The sequence below is a fragment of the Paenibacillus sp. MER 180 genome, from assembly GCF_023713665.1.
GTDB lineage: Bacteria > Bacillota > Bacilli > Paenibacillales > Paenibacillaceae > Paenibacillus_B > Paenibacillus_B suaedae.
The window spans coordinates 166932-187471 of the sequence record NZ_JAMAVT010000008.1 but is presented as its reverse complement, the minus strand read 5'-3'; the positions used below and the strand labels follow the sequence as shown (position 1 = coordinate 187471).

The window sequence follows — 20540 nt, the reverse complement described above, 5'->3', positions numbered from 1 at the left end:
ATCTTTCCTTCGCGAGTAGTCATATTTCAATTCGTCGTTACTGTGCCCGCATAATTAGGTTGGCATACGTAAGTTTGCTCAGAAAGCTATTGTGGGGAATCGTATTTTTGCTGGAAAAAGGGTACAATATGAACACGGAACAAGACGCGAACAAGGAGAATCAAAAATGAAAAAAAGTCTAATATTGCTTGTAGTGAGTGTTGCGCTCATTGGAATCGCGATATGGAACAATTACGATAAGTCAGACACTACCGCCTCCATGAATGACACACCGACTAAGATTGGCGGACAAGTAGGGCAGTTAGCACCGTCCATATCACTGGATGTGCTTGGCGGTCAGAATCCGATTACAGTTGGTGGCAAGCAGGATAAGCCGATTTTTGTAAACTTCTGGGCTTCATGGTGCGATCCATGCAAGGCAGAGGCACCTGATTTAGTGAAGCTGCATGATAAATACAAGGATAAGCTGTTGATGGTATCGATCAATGTGACCGCTCATGATACGGAGGAAGGAGCCAAAGAATTCGTGTCTGCCTTTGGATTGACGAATCCAGTGCTCTTGGATACCGCGGGGAAAGCTTTCAAGGCGTATAACGGAATTGGATTTCCTACCAATGTATTGCTGGATAAGAATGGGGTAATCCGGCAACGTTACGATGGCATAAGACCTCCAGCTGAATTAGAAAAAGCGATTCAACAAGTCATAGAGGAATAAAAAAACGAAAAACGAAAAATGAAAACAGCCGTAACCTCTTCATTAAAGTGGTTATGGCTGTTTTCGTATTCCGGATATATCGCATTTTATTAGTGATTGACGAGTCCAACTTGTTCTTTGCGTTCAGCGGATGTAGCGACTTTCTCTTGACCGATGAGTGCATAACGAATACTGTCAATAAGTGCTTCCCAGCTCGCTTCGATGACGTTGCTGGAGACGCCAACCGTACTCCACGTATTGCGCGAGTCTGTTGATTCGATAAGCACGCGTACCTTGGCAGCCGTCGTATTATTCTCATCAAGCACCCTTACCTTGTAATCGGTGAGGTGCATGTCGGCGATGGAAGGGTAGTGACGGCTCAGTGCTTTGCGCAATGCGCTGTCGAGAGCGTTCACAGGACCGTTGCCTTCTGCAGCCATGTAGATCGACTCGTCATCAATTTGCAGCTTCACAATCGCTTCCGATACAACGGAGCGTAATGAAGATTTTTCAACTAGTATTTTGAAAGACTCGAATGTAAATGGATCTTCGGCTTGACCTGTGGCCTGGCGCAACAACAGCTCCAACGAGGCGTCAGCACCTTCGAATTGATATCCCTGATGCTCAAGCTCCTTGATTTTCTCCATGATGGCCCTCGTTTCAGGCTTCGTTGGGTCAAGCTCATAGCCCAATTGTTGTGCTTTGGATAGTACATTGCTCTGGCCTGCTAGTTCTGAGACGAGAATTCGCTGCTTGTTGCCAACCAGCTCAGGCACGATATGCTCGTAGGTACGGGCATCCTTCATAATCGCGGACACGTGGATTCCACCCTTGTGGGCGAAGGCTGCATTGCCGACATAAGGCTGATTCACAGGCATCGTGACGTTGGCAATTTCACTGATATAGCGTGCAGCAGGCGTCAACGATTGTAGTTGCTCTGCGTCAACACAAGAATAGCCCATCTTCAATTGAAGTGTTGGGATGATCGAGCACAAGTTGGCATTGCCGCATCTCTCGCCATATCCGTTAATGGTGCCCTGCACTTGGGTAACACCCGCCTCTACCGCAGCAAGTGTGTTCGCTACAGCAAGCTCACAATCATTATGAGTATGAATGCCGAGCTTCACTTGGACGTGATTGTGTACGTCACGAATAATACTGCCGATCTCGCCAGGAAGCGTTCCGCCATTCGTATCGCACATAACGACCCAATTAACTCCGGCTTCTTGCGCCTTGCGTAGTACAGCAAGCGCATATTCTGTATTGTTCTTGTATCCGTCGAAGAAGTGCTCAGCATCCAACATGACTTCAAGCCCTGCTCGCTTCAGATAGGCGATGGAATCATAGATCATAGCTAGGTTCTCATCCAGCGTAGTTTGCAGCGCAGTGTGTACGTGGAAGTCCCATGACTTCCCGACAAGCGTTGCGGCAGGAACGTTTGCTTCGATTATCCGATTAAGGTTCGAATCCTGTTCGGCCATTGAGTCTTTGCGGCGAGTGCTGCCGAATGCTGTTAGCTTCGCATTCCATGAATATGCCGCTACTCGTTTGAAAAATTCTATATCCTTGCCATTGCTGCCTGGAATGCCGCCTTCAATGTATGTGACGCCAAGCGCATCAAGTTTGCGCGCGATCTTGATCTTATCGTCTGCAGACAAGCTAATCCCTTCGCCTTGGGTGCCGTCGCGAAGTGTAGTGTCAAAAATAGAAATGACTTTCGACATTCTCGGAACCTCCTTCAGTTTTGCAAGGATGAATATGGAAATAACTATTTCCCTATTATAGCACTGCTTTTTTGCTTGTATAGACGTATTTTCATAAATGAATCACTGTTTTTTTTTCAACGGGAGTCTTGAATGAGGCTTGCAACCGATCAGAGATATCGGTAAGCTTAGGAATAAGGAAGAACAATTGTTCGAATAGATGAATTGATCGATTAACGAAGCTGTATATATTTTACAATTAAATTATGGATGAGAGGTATCATTAATATGTTAGGAAGGAGGACAGTGTATGAACGAGAACGAAACCTCGCGTGATAACATACAACAATATTATCCGACCAAGGGTCGCGTCATTCTGCATCTCGATATGAATGCCTTCTATTGCTCTGTACATGCCGCAGAGGAGCCGGAGAAGTATCAGGGGAAGCCAACAGCGGTTGCAGGAAGTATGGAATTGCGCAAGGGGATCATTGTTACTTGTTCTTATGCAGCTCGTAAGCTTGGTATTCGAACAGGAATGCATGTGAAGCAGGCGATGCGGCTATGTCCTCACTTGATTGTCATTCGTCCAGATTTTTATTTATATCGGAAGTACTCGAGAGCCTTTATAGACATTGCACGCAGCTATACCCCACTGGTGGAAGTGGTATCGATTGATGAGTGTTATATGGATATTACTGGATCCAAAATATTCGGAACACCGCTCGATATCGCGAACGAACTTCAGACACGAATCCGGGAAGAATTAAGTTTGCCTTGCTCTATAGGTGTCGCGCCTAATAAGCTGCTGGCGAAGATGGCCTCTGATATGAAGAAGCCAAACGGCATAACTATCCTTCGAATCCGAGATGTACCTCAGCAATTGTGGCATAGGCCATGCGGGGAGTTGTTCGGCATTGGGCGGAAGACTGCAGATAAGCTGTCACGGGCAGGAATACGAACCATCGGAGAGCTTGCTCATGCTGATGAGGGGCGACTTGTTTCTCTATTTGGCACACAGGGACATTGGATGAAGCAGGCGGCACATGGTTTGGACGACGGGCAGGTGAAGGCGGAACGCGAACAGAGCAAATCGATCGGTCATACGACCACTTTGCCTAGGGATGTGGAATCGAAGGAAGAAGTAAGAAGGGTTCTGCTGAACTTGGCTGATCAAGTTGCTCGTCGGATCAGGAAGCAGAAGTTGATGGCGCAAACGGTGCAGCTTACGATTCGTAACCCGGAAATGAAGACGATTACGAGGTCGAGCACGCTTCAAGGGCCGACAGATGATGCGGACATCTTACTGGATGAAGCATGGAAGCTCTATGAACGACATTGGACTTCAGGCAGCCCTATTCGACTGCTGGGGATTACGGGTCAAAATCTAGTAGCGAAGCAAGAGGCAGCCGTTCAGTTGGATCTGTTCGATTTTGAGCGGCAGCCGAAGCGGGAGCAATTGATAGAGACGATGGATCGGATTCGAGATAAATATGGAGAGAATGCGATTGTTACGTTAGGAATGATAGGGGATGATCCATCCTCGTTGCTTCGCAACCATCGTGTACGAGGGACTTCACTCCAGACGGATACGCTGCATGAATCAGGCGGCGAATAATAATTTCCAAATCATTTAAAAAAGTTGGAAATCGTTTGAATTCCAAGCTTGTTTGTATTATATTGATAACGGAGGAACCAAGAAGATCTGTAACATTACAGGAGGGAACTAACCAATGGCAAAATATACTTGGGTTGATAAAGACACATGCATCGCTTGTGGCGCATGTGGAGCTACTGCACCTGACATTTACGACTACGACGATGAAGGTATCGCAGAAGTTATTTATGAAGGTGACAACAACCAAGGGGTGACCGCTATCCCTGACGATCTGTTCGACGATTTGCAAGATGCTGCAGATGGCTGCCCAACAGATTCTATTAAGATTGCGGACGCACCATTTAACTAACCTACTGCAAGCAGTATACTCACATAGAGAGAGAATACCTACACGATCCCCGCGCCTCCCGCGGGGATTTTATTATATCTGCTCACCCCATCTAATTACTGCGTCAAAGCAAAAAAAATTCGCAAAATTCGACAAAATTCAACTTGAAATTGCCCATGTCATCGTATACGCTCATACAATATGATAGATTAAATATAGCAGAGTATATCAAACTGTAATTTTCAATATATGGGTACATGCCTTCAAATGAAGCAGGTGATATCGAAATGAATAAATTTGCCGTCCCGTCATTGGTCGTTATGATACTGACGATGGTTACGGTATATGGGTATAGTAATGGAACAGGCGGCGTGTTTCATATGGCAGAGCAGGCATTTCGTGATGCCTTGCGTACGAAGAGTATTGAAGAACGCCAACCAGATGATCGAATTAAGATGATTACGATTGATGAGCCTTCCTTGGCACAGATGGGCTCTTTCCCATGGCCACGATCCCATTATGCTGAATTAAGCGCGAAGCTGATGAAGGCTGGAGCTAGGGCGGTCATCATCGATATACTTATGCTAGATCCTTCCCAGAATGAGAGGGACGACCGAACCTTATCTGAGCAATTGAATACATACCCAACCATTTATTTACCCGTGCAAGTATCTCTTCTTCCCTTACAGGAACATGCGGATTCCCTTCGGGCGGAAAGTGTGGAACGGCCTCCATCCTCCATTCAAGTTGGTGAAAGTCAGCTTGGACATGTGAATGTACTGCCTGATGGAGATGGTGTTATCCGCAAAATCTGTCTTGGCATTCCGGATGAGCGGGGAAATATGATTCCCTCGATTGATATTTTAGCGGCGAATCAGCTTCTGCCGGAAAATGAACAGATTTCATGGGATGAGACAAGTGGAACATGGTATAGAGGAGCAAAGCGAATTCCAACTGATGATCGTGGGCAAGCTGCTTTTGATTATTTCTCTTCTATATATGGAAGCAGTGAGGAGGACGTGGACGGATATGACCGTCAGTCATTCGCTGATGTATGGAATGGCACGGTTGATCCTTCTTATTATAAGGATTCTGTCGTGCTAATAGGTCCATATGCTGCGTCTTTGAGCGACCGGCATATGACACCGCTTAGTCGATCCATGACATTGTATGGTGTTGAGATTCACGCGAATATGGTTCAATCCCTGGTAGAAGGCCGCTTCTATAAGGAAGCGCCAATTGCATGGAACGTTCTTGCCTTGTCCATTGGCATTGGTGCCGTAGTCTGGAGTGCATCGCGAATTCGGGGAATTCAAGGGGCGGCAGCTGCTATAGGCATCGTCTTGGTATTTACGCTGATATGGATTGGGATTTACGAGAGCGGCTCCGTCTTCATTCCTTACTTTACCGAATTGTGTGGAATGGGGGCTTCTTATATTCTCATTGTAGCTTACCGTGGTCGGGAGGAACGGAGAGCAAGACAGCATGTTGAAGATCTATTCGGCAGATATGTATCACCCTCCGTGGTAACGAAGCTGTTGGAATCACATGAGCCCGTTAAGGCAGGTGGGGTACGCACGGATATTACAGTGATGTTCATTGATGTTAGAGGATTTACCCCACTGTCAGAACGATTGGCACCAGAGTCAACGCTTCAGCTCTTGAATCAATATTTGCATCTGTGTGCTGACACGATATTTAAGCACAATGGGACATTAGATAAATTTATGGGTGATGGCGTTATGGCGATCTTCGGAGCTCCATATCACCTTGATAATCATGCGGATCATGCAGTGCGTGCCGCATTAGAGCTTCAGCGCTGTGCTGAGGAATTGCGTGCACGGCTAGCGGAAGGCATTGAGCTTAGTGATCGATTTGGGATCGGCATTGGCATTCAGAGTGGGGAAGCGATTGTGGGCAATGTTGGTTCAGAGAAGCTGCGCTTGGACTACACGGCGATTGGAGATAGCGTCAATGTGGCTTCTCGCTTAGAATCAAGGGCTTTGCCAGGGCAAATCGTGGTTGGGGAAGGTACGTACGTGCGAATATGCAATCGCTTCGACCTGGCAAAGATTGGACCCCTCCAATTAAAGGGGAAGTCCGAAGAAGTAATGGCATATGAAGTGTTATCAGAACGAGAATGAGTCAGAACGAAGGGGATCCGTCAGTATGTTCATGCTGACGTTGTCTGACACCTGAATTATATGTGATGTAAGGAGAGCATGGAGGAATGCAAATGAAACGCTTGTTGCAAAGCAGCCTCGCCTGTATGGTTGTATTTTTCACTCTATTTGGAACTGGATCATGGGGAACCGTGTACGGTGCAGAGGCTCCTGCCAAAGCTGTACGAGTAGGTGTTGTGAAGGAATGGAAGGGCAGTGTATACGTAACGAAGGCAGGAGGGGACAAGGCGATCCAAGTGTTCAAGAAGATGAGCATAAATCAAGGTGATCGTCTTCTCACGGGAGATAAATCACGGATTGTTATTCAATTGGCCGGTGGGGATAAAGATGATGAGCTGACCATCGGGGCGAGTGCAGATGTTAGTTTTACAGAACTAAAAAAGGACGGCGGTGTAAAAACACGCATCGGTGTATGGGCTGGCTCTGTATTTGCCAAGGTGAAGTCGATTGCGGGAACCGATGATCGGTTCGTCCTTGAGACGCCGACGACTGTTATGGCGGTGCGCGGAACACAATTTGGGGTTAAAGTGCATCCGTTCAATGGACTGACCCAGTTGTATGTTACAGCCGGTACGGTACGTACCGAGTACCCAATCAAGATAAGCAGCGATGCTGGTTCTCTTGACAATCGGCAAGGGACGAAGCTGGATTCAACATTCGGCAGAAGCAAGGTCGTAACGATAGGCCATCATGATGTATTTCCGGCACAGACTGCGGCGTTCTCGGAATCTGAGCAGGGCATTGGAATGAAATATGGATACGCGGATGCGATAACATTGCTGGATCAATGGGACATGGCCATTGTTCAGGCGATGATTGCGGGTGCGTCAGATGCAGAAGATGAGAATAAAGCGATGAGGACTCATTGGTTAGCGGAAAAGTGTGAAGCGGAACAAAAGCAGTTGCGCTCTTGTGATGCACTTCGATCGTATGGCTTGCTGCAGGGCATATACGGTGGGATTCTGCCGATTGGATCCATTCAGATGATCGGTGATATTTTGAACAGCGGCAAGAGTGAATCGATTCTGTTTGAGACTCGAGCAGCCCATAATGTGAGTGATTTTATTGCATATGTGGTCCGTACTGCGGTTGAACATGGCAAGCTGACCGAACAGGAGGCAAATCGGACTGGGCTGCCATGGAAAACAGCCAAGCTCATGTTGACAAAGGAGGAAGGTCAGCAGCAGTCTCTTATACGTAAGCATGTTGAAGAACAGGTTAAGCTGGGAGTGCTCCAAGACAATGTGTCTCTTCCTAAGGAAGGAAGCAATCACTCGCTAGAAGAGCAGCGGATGGCTGCGGAGTTTGAAGAGCTGGCCAAAATAGAAAAGAACTACGAGGACTCTCTTGGTACGGAGCATGCAAAACAGCAATTTAAAGAAAATCTGCAAAATGCCCGCTTGGAAGTATGCCAGAATGCGTACGAAAATCGAGTTTGCCAGGAAGCGGACAAAAATAAAGGCGATACCCAGGGTGGAAAAATGAATCCTGATCCGAATACGCCAGATCCAAGTAAGCCGGATCCAACCAAACCAGATCCGAAGCCAGATCCAAAACCGGATCCGAAGCCAGACCCAGGCCCAGATCCAAAACCAGATCCAAAACCACAGGAGCATGTTCTCGAACTGGCTGCCAATATAGATCAAGTCAAGCCAAATGAGGATTTCGTTGTGTCGGCAGTACTGAAGCGACTTACATCACCGATTCCTGCGGCAACACTGCAATTTACAATCAAGGTAGCTGGAGCTGAGATAGACAAAGCTCAATTGCTGAGTCAACCAGATACATATCGTGATGGCGGGGGCAAATTTCGAATTGCACACCTCCCTGGTGATTATCAGTCGAGCAATAGTGTGGATTCGGTAGTGACGGCAGGCAACCTGATTACGTACCGTATTATGATGACTAAAACTGGACATGTGACGCTAAGCAGTGACGACACGCTCATTAAGCTGCCTTATAAAAAGGATGGCAGCAAAGACCCAGTTACATTGGAACTATCCAATGTTCGTTTCTATGATGAGAAAGGTGCGCTGCTGCAAGTCAATAAAATGGAGAAACCACTTGAGATTAAGGTTACTCCGTAAAGATTGAAGGAGATAGTGGAGATGAAAGTAGGACTAGTAACAGGGAAATTCCGCCTTGCCGTCACCTTTATGCTGATAGCGAGCACTGCATCAGTGGCATCATCTGCCGAGGTTTATGCAGCAGCCTCATCGTTGAACAAGAATTCTGATAAGACGCAAGCATTTGAACGCTTTACTTCCCCAGCAATCGAGATGGGCGCATGGAAGACTGCATCACATTGGTACGAAACGGTTTACTTATCAGGCAGCGCGCTGGCCAAAAAACAAGAAGAGAGCCTGCAATTCCCTTCTGGAATTGTATCCGAAGGGAAATCGGTTTTTGTTGCAGACACACGTAATCAGGTCATCCGACGACTGGACGTGAATGGGCGGATATTGGCGACAATAGGCATGAGGAATACGAAGGGATGGAAAGACGGGAACGATATTCAAGCTCAATTCGATCAGCCGATTGGAATGGCAGCGGATAAGAAGGGGAATCTGTACGTAGCTGATGCAGGCAATCATATTATTCGTAAAATTGATCGGAATGGGAATGTAACAACTGTAGCCGGCGATGGCATTCCTGGATGGAGGGATGGCGAAGCGGGGCAGTCGCGCTTCTATTCGCCGCGTGCAATTGCAGTAGCGGATGACGGGTCTATCTATGTGGCTGATGCATTAAATCATGTCATTCGACGGATTGATGCCAATGGTACGGTCACGACATTGACGGCCCGTTCTTCTCGAATCGTCGAATATTCCCCCGGAGCTGTAACTGGAGCTGGAGATTATAAGGATGGTAAGCTCGCTGAGGCAAAGTTCAATGAACCAAGTGGGATTGCAATGATGCGTGATGGCAAGTTAGCCGTTGCGGATACTGGAAATCAGCGTATTCGTGTGATTGATTTGAAGCAGGGGAATGTATCCACCATTGCTGGGAGCAGCTCAACTGCAGCTTATACAGCACCGAACGTCCAGCAAGTGTTGTATGCATCTGGTGGATATCGCGACGGCGCTGCTACAGGATCGTTGTTCAACAATCCTTCAGGAATTGCAATTACGGAGGAAAATGGGATTGTAGTCGCTGATAGATGGAACCATGTTGTCCGATATATATATAAGGGAGAGGTCGTTACACTAAGCGGACAAGCTGGCAAGAGCGGCGACGTAGACGGGATTACCTCGTACGCCAAGCTACACGAGCCTACAGCAGTTGCTGTACTTGCGAACGGGTCAATCGCTGTGACGGATGCGTTTAACAATGCAATTCGTCTCATTCGCCGTTATGAACTCCCAGAGGGAATTATGGGATCTTCGGGGCAGTCGCGGGCATCCCAGGTACAGCTTGTCTATAATCGCTTGCGTCTGGACTCGGATACAGCGCCGATGATTAAAGATGATAGAACCTACTTGCCTCTGAGGGTTCTATCTGAAACCTTGGGGTATAAGACGGTATGGCGTGCAGACAAGCGTGTGATTCTTCAGCTTGGAGATAGCAGTTTCGATCTGCGTCCGGGGAGCAGTCAAGTCAATGTTACAGACAATGGCACATCATCCGTCTCGAAGCTGCCAGCAGCTCCATTTATCCAAAATGGCAGGATTCTAGTACCTGTCCGATTCGTAGCTGAACAATTCGGCTTCGATGTACAGTGGGTTGCACAAGCTCGAGCAGTTGTAGTAAGAGACCGAATCTTCCTGCGCTATGCGGCAACAGGCTCGTATTTGCCGCCACAGCGAATTACAGCTAAGTAAGTTGCTGAAGGGAGGAATGTGATTGACGTCTTCATCAGATGGAAATCATCCACTCGGATCGAAGAAAGACCAAGCTTACATGAAAGAATATATTGAGGCGCATCCAGATAATCGGATGGCCTGGTACTTGCTCGGGAAACAGTATGAGCGAAATGGCGAACAAGGCAAGGCGAAATACTGCTTTAAGCAAGCAGGGGATATTTATCATGCATTCGAGAATGTACCACGTCCTTCTGAACAAATAGAGGAACTGCTGGCGCAAACGCAAATGCAGCAGACCGTGTCGTCCTCGCCGCGGAAGGTGAGAAACCAGGTGGGGGCAGCAATTTTGGTATTCCTTCTACTCGGCTCGATAGCGGGAGAGGTGAATGCGCCTTCCCGATTGCACCCAGCCATTACTGATGAGGGAATAGAAGCAGCGGGTGATGATACGTCTTCTTCGAGAGCCGGGAATCATCACCTAGTTGGTACCCCTGCTCTCTCTACTCAGATAGGCATTCTTGTTCCTGAACATGACAATGCAGCCTTCGGTCAAGCCCTGAGGCATACAGAGCATTTCGCCTCTGCGACTGGTCATGTTCACTATTTGCTGAATATTCGTGTTCAGCAGAATTGGTGGATGTGGGAGCCGCCCTTGCGTGCCGACAATCGGTTGACATCCGATTCGGATGGCAGACGGATCGTGATTACTCCGCTGCAGGGCAAGCAGTGCAAATGTGAGGCAGAGCGCTCCCAGGCACAATCCTTTGTTCAGCAATGGATGCCTAGGAGTGTAGAACGGCTAGTGGCGAAGTCAGCACTGACGGCGGCCTTGCATACGAAGGATCAACCGCCGAAGCAATTGGCTGCTCTAGCAGGCAAATACCCGAACAATATCGTGTCCGGTATTACGCCGCAGATTGCAAGTGCATATGAAGAAGTATCTGCTTCATTTATAGCTCGGATGAAGAACGCCAAGCAGGCAGCCCCGAAAAATGCTAAGCAGCAGGCGCTGAATCAGATATGGAGCGATGAGTTAGATCCGTTCAGAGAGCCCCTGCGTATTCTGGTAGATAAGAAGCGACATCGGCTTGCGGTTGTAAGCGGGAATATAATGGTTAGAAACTATAAAGTTGGCCTCGGCGGCAAACGAACCCCGTTAGGGACCTTCCGGATTTCTGAAAAGGTAGTCGATCCAAACGGGTCATCTACTGGAGATTTTGGCAGCAGGGGAATGACCTTATCGGATACCTTATATGCGATCCATGGCACGAACGAGCCGGAGAGCATTGGGAGAGATAAGTCGCTTGGCTGTGTACGGATGGGGAAGGAAGATGTTGAAGAATTATTCGATATGGTGCCGATGGGGACAGAGGTCGTAATCGGCTCTGATATATTGCCCGATGAACTGCTTGTACCGGACAAGGAGGGCCGCTACCGGCTCAAATTGAGCCCAAATCAGGACAATCCGAACAAGAAATATCGCTGGCTGTAATCGAACATCCTTGCGCACCTGTGAAGAAAAAGAAGAGCCGGAATTCACAAGCATAGCTTGGAATCCGGCTCTTTCCCATAAATTACTATGATTACATGCTCATCCATTCGCGATAAGCAGCGTTGAGACAATTATGACAAATAGCAAGATAACCCCGCCGATCCAATAGATCGCCTTCTTGTTTACTTCTTCAGTATGTTTGGCTGGCATAGATGGGGATTTGCGTTTCACTGCCATAGGTCATCACCTTTCTTACGATTCTAGCTTCTATATGCCTATTGTAATCGTTTTCGTAAGGTTTGACCAGTCAAGATTGGATGACATATGTACTTTTCTTTTGCACGAGAAACCTTTAAACTAGGACATGGAGCCTTTTTATGCCCGCCAAGAATTCTCCAACGCATTGTCTTGTGATTGAGAGAATAAGACTTGCGTGGTACGGTAACTATACGATGTTGTCAGTAACCATGGCTTACATGTATGGCACAATGAACGGAGTGGAACCTTTGTTATATCGCAACATAGCTAAACCGGTATTTTTCAAATTAGATCCTGAAAAAGCTCATCACCTGGTTATAGGTGGCATGGCGAAAGCGACGAAGGTGCCAGGTGCACTTGCCATGATGCGTGGGATGTATGGTGTGAAGGCAGATCCAGCCCTGACGACCTCTTTGTTCGGTCTCACATTCCACAGTCCAATTGGACTAGCAGCAGGACTTGATAAAAATGCGGAGGCCGTCCGCGGATTCTCATCCATTGGCTTCGGATTTATGGAAGTGGGCACTGTCACGCCGAAGGGACAGCCTGGCAATGAGAAACCACGTATGTTCCGGCTTCCTCCCGATGAAGCGTTAATCAATCGAATGGGCTTCAATAATGAAGGAACAGAAGCAATGCGCGAGCGATTGGCTGCGATTAAGGATCGACCAATTCCGGTATGGGTCAATATCGGTAAAAATAAAGCAACACCAAATGATAAGGCGCATGAAGACTACTTGAAGTGCATACAAACGATGTATAATGTTGCAGATTTGTTCGTCGTCAATATCAGCTCGCCGAACACGCCTGACTTGCGGAATCTGCAGCATGGCGATGAGCTGAAGGCACTGCTCAGTCTGGTCGTTGATGAGATGAATCGTCAGAATGCTGCACATGGTCAGAACAAATCCATTCTCGTCAAAATTGCACCGGACGTATCTGATAGTGAATTGGAGAGCATGACCGAGACGATTGTGCAGAGTGGAGTGTCAGGAATAATTGCCACCAATACTACCTTGTCACGGATGGGGGCAACCCATGTCCATCGATTGGAGAACGGGGGATTGAGCGGTAAGCCGTTGACGGAACGCTCGACAGAGGTCGTATCGCAAATCTATCGAATGACCAAGGGAGCCATCCCAATCGTAGGGTCGGGTGGCGTATTCACTGCCGAAGATGCGTACCGGAAAATACGTGCCGGAGCCAGTCTGGTGGAAATATATACGGGTCTCATTTACAAGGGGCCAGGAATTAACCGTGAGCTAGCTTCGGGCTTGAAGCGACTGATGAAGCAGGACGGATTCAAGCATATCTCAGAAGCTATCGGGGCTGATCATCGATAAGAATGGTCGTATAGTGAAGCGGCATAGGTTCACTGAACGAATGGTTGGAATGGACAGGAGGCGTACAAATGGACGGAAGAGATTGGGGAAATTTTTTGCTGCCTTATGCACAGGCCGTCGAAGAGCTGAAGGTCAAGTTCAAAACGTTGCGAACTGAATTGAAGAAGCGAGAAGAATATTCACCTATCGAGTTCGTAACGGGTCGGGTGAAGAGAATTTCTAGCATCCTTGAGAAAGCGAAGCGCCTCGAGGTGCCTCTTAATCAATTGGAGCAGGGAATTGAAGATATCGCTGGGATTCGAATTATGTGCCAGTTCGTTGATGATATTCATCGCGTGGCTCAATTGATTCGGAATCGACAAGACATGAAGGTCGTATATGAAAAGGACTACATTACCAATTATAAGGAAAGCGGCTATCGCAGCTTCCATATGATTATCGAATATCCGGTTCAAACGGCGCTCGGCCAGAAAATGATTTTGGGTGAGATTCAAATCCGTACATTGGCCATGAATTTCTGGGCAACGATTGAACATTCATTGAATTATAAATATAAGGACAGCTTGCCTGAGGAGGTCCGTCTGCGTCTGAAGACAGCGGCTGAGGCGGCGTTCGTATTAGACAACGAAATGTCCAGCATCCGTCAGGAAATTCTCGTAGCGCAGCAGAGCTTCGAGGACAAGTCGAAGATTGTACAGAAATGCTTGTCCTTTATCCAAGAGTTGTATTATTCCCACCGTATTTCTGAGGCGATTCAATTCCAGAACCGCTTCAATGAAGTATGGGAGAAGGATGATATTACAGAGTTGAAGCAATTAGAGGAAGAGATCACGAATGCACTGGAGAGAGCGAAGAAGAACGGAAATATTCAGCTATGAATATCGAGTCGGCTCTCCCTTATGACAGGCTGTATATTCAGTTCATCAAGCTGTTCAATGAAGAACGGGATTATTATCAATGCCATGATGTCATGGAAGAGTTATGGCTTGAAGAGGGGCGCAAGCCGCTTCTTCAAGGGCTGCTTCAGGTAGCAGTGGGGCTGCATCATTTCCAGAATGGCAATCGTCCTGGAGCGATTAAGCTGCTGACCGCAGCACTTCAGAAGCTGGATGCCTATCCAGATATCATAATGGGGATCGATTTGCAGCAGCTTCGTAACGATTCTGAAGAGACCTTGGACAAATTATGCAATTGCGATGGGAGTTTGCCTCCATTTCAAGATCTTACAATTCGAATCGTGGATAAGGAGCTCGATGCGCTCATTGAGTGCTGCGAGCTGCCTTCCTTACATGAATAAGACAAGTTGAATATCGAGACATATTTAGAAGAAGAGGAGAACACCATTTCATGACGAAGTCAGAAATGGTGTTCTGCTGTAATATCCACAAATTTTACGAATTAGGCAATGACAAGGGTTCCAAGACTGTTAGTTGGAGCGATCAGCAGAGTGTCACCTGGCAAAAACGTTCTCGTAAATGTCAATGTCAGTAAGAAGATACTGTTTAGTGTTCCAAAAGGAACGCATTGTTTGCTATTAAAGAGAGTCAGAAAGTTTACATCAAGTGATATTACAGGCGGGCTCAATACCAATGTTTGTGCTTCGAATGTTGTCTGCACTTTCAATGAAGCGAGCTGTGGAGGGATGCCAAGGTTATTCTTAGTAGCAATGTGAAGGTCGCATAGACTTTGGTTTATACCATTTTGAAGCACAAGCTCAAACGTATTTCTACCTATGAGCAATTCATCCAGATTATCGAATACCAGTGTTCTATTAAACAAAATAGCCATCTCTTCACCCCCAATCTTGCCGGTCTGCAAAATTAATATATGAGGAACTGCATGTGCTGGCTTGTATGGATACACCGTATGCGAGAGTTTCATGTAAAATTGGTTCTACAGCTTACAGGAGAGCATGCGCTCGTGTAATGACGCGTGCCGATGTTATTTTACTGGAGGACTGGAATAACAATAACGATAGAAGTCGATTTCCGACTGTAGAGACTTTTGTTTTCCGTTCTGCTAACCTGTATAATATGTGGAAATAAGCTTTATATTTTGGTTCATAAAGGAGACAAATAATGGATTTGCCCCCGAGTATCAGCTTTATTCTAGTAGCAATACTGATTATCCTTACCGGCTTTTTTGTAGCCACAGAGTTTGCAATTATTAAAATCCGATCCAGCCGTGTAGATCAACTGGTTCTGGAAGGGCGCAAGAATGCACTTGCGGTCAAGCAAGTGACGAGCAATCTGGATGGATATCTGTCCGCCTGTCAGCTGGGAATTACGATTACGGCGCTTGGACTTGGTTGGCTCGGTGAACCTTCGATTGAGAAGGTGCTTCATCCGGTATTTGAGTGGTTGTCTGTTCCACAGCAAGCTGCTTCGATCCTTTCCTTTTTGATTGCATTCATCGTCATTACATTTCTACATGTTGTGGTTGGTGAGCTTGCGCCGAAGACGCTTGCGATCCAGAAGTCGGAGAAGATCAGCTTGTTGTTCGCTAGACCGATCATTTGGTTCCACAAGGTGATGTACCCGTTCATTTGGTTGTTGAACAGTTCTGCGAATGGATTTATCCGCATGTTCGGTCTGAAGCCTGCGAAGGAGCAAGAAGAGGCTCACTCTGAAGAAGAACTGCAGATTATTCTGAATGAAAGCTATGAAAGCGGTAAAATCAATAAAACGGAATTCGGTTATGTGAGCCGCATATTTGCATTTGACGAATTGCTGGCCAAGGAAATTATGGTTCCGCGAACGGACATGATTTGCTTGCAGGAGGAACTGCCTGTAGAGGAGAGCATTCCAGTCATGAAGCGGGAACAGTATACCCGATACCCGATTATTCGTGGAAGCAAGGATTTCATTGTGGGCATGATCAACACGAAGCAGTTGTTCCTGCAATATGATGAAGCGGCTAATAAGAAGCTATCTGACATCATGCTGCCCGTTCTCACCGTTTCGGAGTCTACTCCGATCAATCAGCTCCTTAAGCGAATGCAGAAAGAAAGCACGCATATGGCGATCCTAATTGATGAATATGGTGGAACATCCGGTATGATCACGATTGAAGATATATTGGAAGAAATCGTTGGCGATATCCGTGATGAATTTGACAAGGAAGAACGCCCTGAAATTGAACAATTGGATGAGCATACCTATATATTTGATGGGAAAGTGCTGCTTACGGATGTAAATAGCTTGCTCTCCACTGAGCTTGAGCACGAGGATATCGATACTATCGGAGGATGGCTGTACGATCGGATGCCGGATTGCAAGAAGGGCTCTAAGCTCGAATGGAACGGTATTCAATTCACTGTGCTGGAGAGAGAGAAGCATCGAATCCGCAAAGTCCAGATCGCATCAGGACAATGGAATCAGTTATTTGAACAAGAAGATGTGCAAGCGGAGCAATCTTCACTGTAATAGAGAAGAAGCACCCTTCGGAACCTTTCTTTGCGGTTCTGCAGGGTGCTTCCTTTATTTTATCGAACTCATATTGAATGATCTCATTGTGAATTACAAACTTGTAGGTTTAGTGGCATCGATTATTGCAGCACGACCGTATCGCCTTCCTTCAATCCTTCCAACACCTCTGTTTTCTCACTTGTTTCGAGACCAACTTTTATCTCTTTTCGTTCGATTTGGCCATTGCCTTTATCGATATTAACAAAGACGCTCTCTTTTTCCCGCATAACGGCAACAGTTGGCACGACGATCGCATTTTCTTTCCGTTGTGTCTCAATTTGTCCAGTAAGGCTGAGACCGGCGATCAGGTTCTCATTGGCATCGAGTCCGATGATGACTTCAAATTGAGCGGGCTGATTGTTATTGCGTTGTTCCTCGGATACCGCCTTTGCGAATTTGGACACTTTCAGCACTTTCCCTTTGAGCTTGACGTTCTTCATGGCGTTCATTTTTACTTCAACGGCCATGTCAGGCTTAATGCGGAATACATCCTGTTCGCCAACTAGCGTAACGAGCTGCAATTTCTTCAGTTCTACGATTTTGCCGACACGTTCATTCTCTTTCAGTGCTTGTGGAATTTTGTTCGGATCATCGTACAGGAATATCCCTGGCGAAGGGGCGATATAATTGGCTACATCTACCTTCTTCTGCTTCTGAGCGATTTCCTTTCGTTGAATATCAATGGTTACATTGTTCAGCTCTTGCTGAAGCTTCGCCGTTTCTTTCTCGACGAATTTCTTCTTCACTTCGGCTTCCGTGGAAGGGAGCGCTTGATCTTCTTCGCTTAGCACGGATTGATATTGTGCGAGCTGCGTTTCAAGCTTCTGCTTTTGAATTACAGCTTCAGCTTGTGCAATTTCATTCAACAGTGCACTTGGATCGAGACGGAAGATAGTTTCGCCCTTCTTCACCTGCTGCCCATCCTTTACAGCCCATTGCTTCACTTCTGCACCGAATGGCGCATACACGATCGTTTCCTTTTCATATGTGGATTTACCCTTTACTTCAATATGATTCACAAGTGTTTCCTTCGTAACCGGGAAGGTGATCGCACCCGCATTGTCCATCGGAAGCTCTGGCTGTGGCGGGTTAGCGAAACGATACAATCCAAAGCTGATGCCGCCTAAAATAAGTATGATAATTGACCATTTCAATATCGGTTTTATTTTCGATTTCATTTGGTAAATGTCCTCCTCTATGTGGAACTGCTCTACAGACAACGCAAAAATGATGGCTGTTAGTCGCGCTTAATGGCGGTAAGAGCATCGGTACGAGAGGCGCTGACGGCTGGATAAATGCCCGACAGAATGCCTGTTACGATTGCAAATGTAATTCCGATCGGAATATTAGAGTAGGAGATGAAGATAATCGCATCCCCCGTACTTTCGGACATTGTACTTGCGGTAACCCCGTTAATGCCCCATACGATCCAGTAGGACAGCATAACGCCAATCAATCCACCAACCAATCCGAGCAGTGCCGCCTCAATGATGAACATGTTGCGAATCTGTCTTAGATTCGCACCGAGCACCTTCATAATGCCGATTTGGCGGCGGCGTTGATACGTGGACATTGTCATTGCCACCACAATTGAGATGGAGGCGATGAACAGAACGAAAATGCCGATTCCAAGTGCAATCGTCTTGACGATTGCAAAGTTCTCCTGCAGTCGATCCTTTTGATGGAGGTTTGTCTGCGTGTTTAACGTTAACTTTTTAATTTGCTTCTCAACTTGTTCTACATTCGCTTGGTCGTCTACTTTTACGATGACATTGTTGTATGTACCTTGTTCTGCACTGCCGTCATTCATGTGCAGCTCCTGCATCAGCATTTTGCCGGTTTCAAGAGATACGTACAGCTTCTTATCGTAAGCTACCTGATTCTCACTTACACCGTTTGGCTTCTTCAATACAGCAGACACGCGAAGCGGGGAGCTCATATAGGTCTTGCTATCCCCGTTCATCAGCATCGTCTTGAGACGAAGTTGACGTTGATACATCGCTGTAGGAATACGGTTTAGGTTATTATACTGCTCCATCAAGGAGTCGTCGTACGGATTGTTCGACAGTTGCTCCATCAGGTTATCCATCGTCTCTTGGTCAATAAGTCCGAGAGTGGCTCCATAGCTCAATACGACGGTACCATCAAGGTCTGAAGGGGATCCCTGCATAAATTTATTGTCAAATTCAGTTAACGAATTGAGCTCTGTCGCAAATACCTCAATTCCAGTCCGACGATCATCCATCGTATACATTTCCAAATATCCGAATTGCTGGAATGGCGCAACTGCCTTGACATGAGGGATGTTGCGAATGACCTCAATTTTCTGGGCTGTAATCTTTCCGCGCTCAATACTCTCGTCATCCGCACCTTTTGCCTGCTGTCCGCTGTTTTTTCCTTGATTTCCACCTTGGCTGACCCCGGTATTTGGTGTTACCGTAATCTCGTCCATTTTCAAGTACGTGTTTAACTGTTTCTCTGCAAACGTCTGTGCAGATTCTCCGACACTCATCGCAATAATAATAGCGGCACAGCCAATTGATATTCCCGCTGCACATAATCCGGTTACGACCTTCCGTCTCTTCAACTGATCCCATGAAAGATGGAGGTAGTCTCGTACTCTCACGACTGCTCACCTCCAACGGGCTGAAGGATTTTTTCCTCCGGAACAGCTTCTTCTGCTGTTATCGAACTCACGCGTGTGCGCGATCCATCTTCGATCAGTACGCCGTCCTTCAACGTAATAATCCGCTTCGTTTGTTCAGCCACTTCCATTTCGTGGGTAACGATGATGAAGGTGGTGTCAACGGTTTCGTTCAAGTTTTTCAGGATTGCAATGATTTCTTCTTCTGTACGTGTATCCAAATTACCGGTAGGCTCGTCTGCAAAAATAACCGATGGCTCGGTAATAAGAGAGCGTGCAATACTGACACGCTGCTGCTGTCCACCAGATAATTGGGAAGGGAACAGCTCAGCCTTGTCAGGAATACCGACTTGTTCAAGCAGGCGCAGCGATTTTTGTTTCCGCTCCGATGGACGAATTCCTTGAAAAATAAGCGGGAGCTCTACATTTTCACGAACGGTTAAATTGGCTATTAGCTCATACGCTTGAAATATGAATCCGATGTGCTTGCGTCGAAATTCAGCGAGTGAGTTCTCGTTTAGTTTCACAATGTCCTGATCTGCAATATAGATGCTTCCTTCAGTTGGCTTCATTAAGCCTGCCATTAAGTTAAGCAATGTTGACTTACCAGAACCTGAGCTGCCGAGCAGTGCAACCATCTCGCCGCGCTTCACTTCGAAATTGATGGAATGCAGTACTTGGGTGGTTTCGGGGCCGTTCTTAAATGAGTGTGATAGGCCTTCGACACGTAACATTCGGCTCCTCCTTTCTATCTACTTCTTCGATTAAATATGTATCGAGCCAGCGCATAACAGTGTTCCATACGATGATTATAAGGGAAAGTTTCTCTCTTGACTGCATTGTGACAATAATGTAAGGGGGAGGGAGAATGCTGTCACCTAAATCGATGACATGTCGATTCGTTGTGATAAGCGCAGCTGGCATGGTATGCTGTAAGAGCACGGCTCAGAACAGGCTTGTGCACATTGCAATACGAGAGGAATAGGAACGAAGAATGAACACGAGCA

Annotated in this window: 17 protein-coding genes; 11 read left to right on the top strand and 6 right to left on the bottom strand. The window is 46.7% G+C overall.

Translation table 11 applies throughout. The features are described from left to right. The first annotated feature begins 166 nt into the window (after positions 1-166). Positions 167-715 (top strand): TlpA family protein disulfide reductase, encoded by a 549-nt coding sequence (locus M3661_RS15135; RefSeq protein WP_072729753.1) that lies wholly within the window; start codon positions 167-169, stop codon positions 713-715. An 89-nt stretch (positions 716-804) separates the two neighbouring features. On the opposite strand, the gene cimA is transcribed toward M3661_RS15135, so the two are convergent. Next, a complete protein-coding gene (cimA, locus tag M3661_RS15130; RefSeq protein ID WP_251486418.1) occupies positions 805-2418 on the bottom strand; it encodes a citramalate synthase in 1614 nt (537 codons plus the stop codon). Positions 2419-2707: 289 nt separating this feature from the next. On the opposite strand from cimA, the gene M3661_RS15125 reads away from it, so the two are divergent. The 6 genes from M3661_RS15125 (at position 2708) to M3661_RS15100 (ending at position 11821) form a co-directional block, all read left to right on the top strand. Further along, on the top strand, positions 2708-4015 hold the full coding sequence (locus tag M3661_RS15125; RefSeq protein WP_251486415.1) for a DNA polymerase IV: 1308 nt from the start codon (positions 2708-2710) through the stop codon (positions 4013-4015). Positions 4016-4130: 115 nt separating this feature from the next. Beyond that, positions 4131-4364, top strand: coding sequence for a ferredoxin (locus M3661_RS15120; RefSeq protein ID WP_021253216.1), 234 nt, complete (start codon positions 4131-4133; stop codon positions 4362-4364). Between the two features lie 266 nt (positions 4365-4630). Beyond that, positions 4631-6487, top strand: a complete 1857-nt coding sequence (locus M3661_RS15115) for a CHASE2 domain-containing protein (RefSeq protein ID WP_251486414.1) — start codon at positions 4631-4633, stop codon at positions 6485-6487. A gap of 92 nt (positions 6488-6579) precedes the next feature. Continuing rightward, complete coding sequence (locus tag M3661_RS15110) at positions 6580-8613, top strand: FecR family protein (protein ID WP_251486412.1); 2034 nt, start codon at positions 6580-6582, stop codon at positions 8611-8613. 21 nt (positions 8614-8634) lie between these two features. Then, positions 8635-10347 (top strand): stalk domain-containing protein, encoded by a 1713-nt coding sequence (locus tag M3661_RS15105; protein ID WP_251486409.1) that lies wholly within the window; start codon positions 8635-8637, stop codon positions 10345-10347. Positions 10348-10369: 22 nt separating this feature from the next. Further along, the gene (locus M3661_RS15100) at positions 10370-11821 is read left to right on the top strand and encodes a L,D-transpeptidase (RefSeq protein ID WP_251486407.1); all 1452 of its coding nucleotides are present in this window, start codon (positions 10370-10372) and stop codon (positions 11819-11821) included. Between the two features lie 99 nt (positions 11822-11920). Here the strand turns inward: M3661_RS15100 and M3661_RS15095 are convergent, their stop codons facing one another. Beyond that, positions 11921-12058, bottom strand: a complete 138-nt coding sequence (locus tag M3661_RS15095; protein WP_172619537.1) for a hypothetical protein — start codon at positions 12056-12058, stop codon at positions 11921-11923. A 269-nt stretch (positions 12059-12327) separates the two neighbouring features. On the opposite strand from M3661_RS15095, the gene M3661_RS15090 reads away from it, so the two are divergent. The 3 genes from M3661_RS15090 to M3661_RS15080 all read left to right on the top strand — a co-directional run bounded on the left by M3661_RS15090 (position 12328) and on the right by M3661_RS15080 (position 14719). Further along, the gene (locus M3661_RS15090) at positions 12328-13422 is read left to right on the top strand and encodes a quinone-dependent dihydroorotate dehydrogenase (protein ID WP_175400615.1); all 1095 of its coding nucleotides are present in this window, start codon (positions 12328-12330) and stop codon (positions 13420-13422) included. Between the two features lie 68 nt (positions 13423-13490). Beyond that, positions 13491-14300, top strand: coding sequence for a GTP diphosphokinase (yjbM, locus tag M3661_RS15085; RefSeq protein WP_021253210.1), 810 nt, complete (start codon positions 13491-13493; stop codon positions 14298-14300). Then, positions 14297-14719 carry a DUF309 domain-containing protein gene (locus M3661_RS15080; RefSeq protein ID WP_065293569.1) on the top strand — a complete coding sequence of 141 codons (423 nt, stop codon included), beginning with the start codon at positions 14297-14299 and terminating at the stop codon, positions 14717-14719. The genes yjbM and M3661_RS15080 overlap by 4 nt, the downstream gene beginning before the upstream one ends. A gap of 101 nt (positions 14720-14820) precedes the next feature. Here M3661_RS15080 and M3661_RS15075 read toward each other — a convergent pair whose 3' ends face one another. Then, a complete protein-coding gene (locus M3661_RS15075) occupies positions 14821-15210 on the bottom strand; it encodes a hypothetical protein (RefSeq protein ID WP_065293568.1) in 390 nt (129 codons plus the stop codon). Positions 15211-15500: 290 nt separating this feature from the next. On the opposite strand from M3661_RS15075, the gene M3661_RS15070 reads away from it, so the two are divergent. After that, entirely contained in the window at positions 15501-16847 is a 1347-nt protein-coding gene (locus M3661_RS15070) for a hemolysin family protein (protein ID WP_021253207.1), read from the top strand. A 122-nt stretch (positions 16848-16969) separates the two neighbouring features. On the opposite strand, the gene M3661_RS15065 is transcribed toward M3661_RS15070, so the two are convergent. The 3 genes from M3661_RS15065 to M3661_RS15055 all read right to left on the bottom strand — a co-directional run bounded on the left by M3661_RS15065 (position 16970) and on the right by M3661_RS15055 (position 20267). Beyond that, positions 16970-18055: an efflux RND transporter periplasmic adaptor subunit gene (locus M3661_RS15065; protein WP_397376526.1), complete on the bottom strand. Its 1086-nt coding sequence runs from the start codon at positions 18053-18055 to the stop codon at positions 16970-16972. Between the two features lie 71 nt (positions 18056-18126). Then, positions 18127-19515, bottom strand: coding sequence for an ABC transporter permease (locus M3661_RS15060; protein WP_065293566.1), 1389 nt, complete (start codon positions 19513-19515; stop codon positions 18127-18129). Then, complete coding sequence (locus M3661_RS15055; RefSeq protein ID WP_051614223.1) at positions 19512-20267, bottom strand: ABC transporter ATP-binding protein; 756 nt, start codon at positions 20265-20267, stop codon at positions 19512-19514. The genes M3661_RS15060 and M3661_RS15055 overlap by 4 nt, the downstream gene beginning before the upstream one ends. Positions 20268-20540: the final 273 nt, after the last annotated feature.

Bases quoted from the DNA above. Each gene is read 5' to 3' on its own strand.
- M3661_RS15135 (WP_072729753.1), top strand. From the start codon at position 167: ATGAAAAAAAGTCTAATATTGCTTGTAGTGAGTGTTGCGCTCATTGGA.
- cimA (WP_251486418.1), bottom strand. From the start codon at position 2,418: ATGTCGAAAGTCATTTCTATTTTTGACACTACACTTCGCGACGGCACC.
- M3661_RS15125 (WP_251486415.1), top strand. From the start codon at position 2,708: ATGAACGAGAACGAAACCTCGCGTGATAACATACAACAATATTATCCG.
- M3661_RS15120 (WP_021253216.1), top strand. From the start codon at position 4,131: ATGGCAAAATATACTTGGGTTGATAAAGACACATGCATCGCTTGTGGC.
- M3661_RS15115 (WP_251486414.1), top strand. From the start codon at position 4,631: ATGAATAAATTTGCCGTCCCGTCATTGGTCGTTATGATACTGACGATG.
- M3661_RS15110 (WP_251486412.1), top strand. From the start codon at position 6,580: ATGAAACGCTTGTTGCAAAGCAGCCTCGCCTGTATGGTTGTATTTTTC.
- M3661_RS15105 (WP_251486409.1), top strand. From the start codon at position 8,635: ATGAAAGTAGGACTAGTAACAGGGAAATTCCGCCTTGCCGTCACCTTT.
- M3661_RS15095 (WP_172619537.1), bottom strand. From the start codon at position 12,058: ATGGCAGTGAAACGCAAATCCCCATCTATGCCAGCCAAACATACTGAA.
- yjbM (WP_021253210.1), top strand. From the start codon at position 13,491: ATGGACGGAAGAGATTGGGGAAATTTTTTGCTGCCTTATGCACAGGCC.
- M3661_RS15080 (WP_065293569.1), top strand. From the start codon at position 14,297: ATGAATATCGAGTCGGCTCTCCCTTATGACAGGCTGTATATTCAGTTC.
- M3661_RS15075 (WP_065293568.1), bottom strand. From the start codon at position 15,210: ATGGCTATTTTGTTTAATAGAACACTGGTATTCGATAATCTGGATGAA.
- M3661_RS15070 (WP_021253207.1), top strand. From the start codon at position 15,501: ATGGATTTGCCCCCGAGTATCAGCTTTATTCTAGTAGCAATACTGATT.
- M3661_RS15055 (WP_051614223.1), bottom strand. From the start codon at position 20,267: ATGTTACGTGTCGAAGGCCTATCACACTCATTTAAGAACGGCCCCGAA.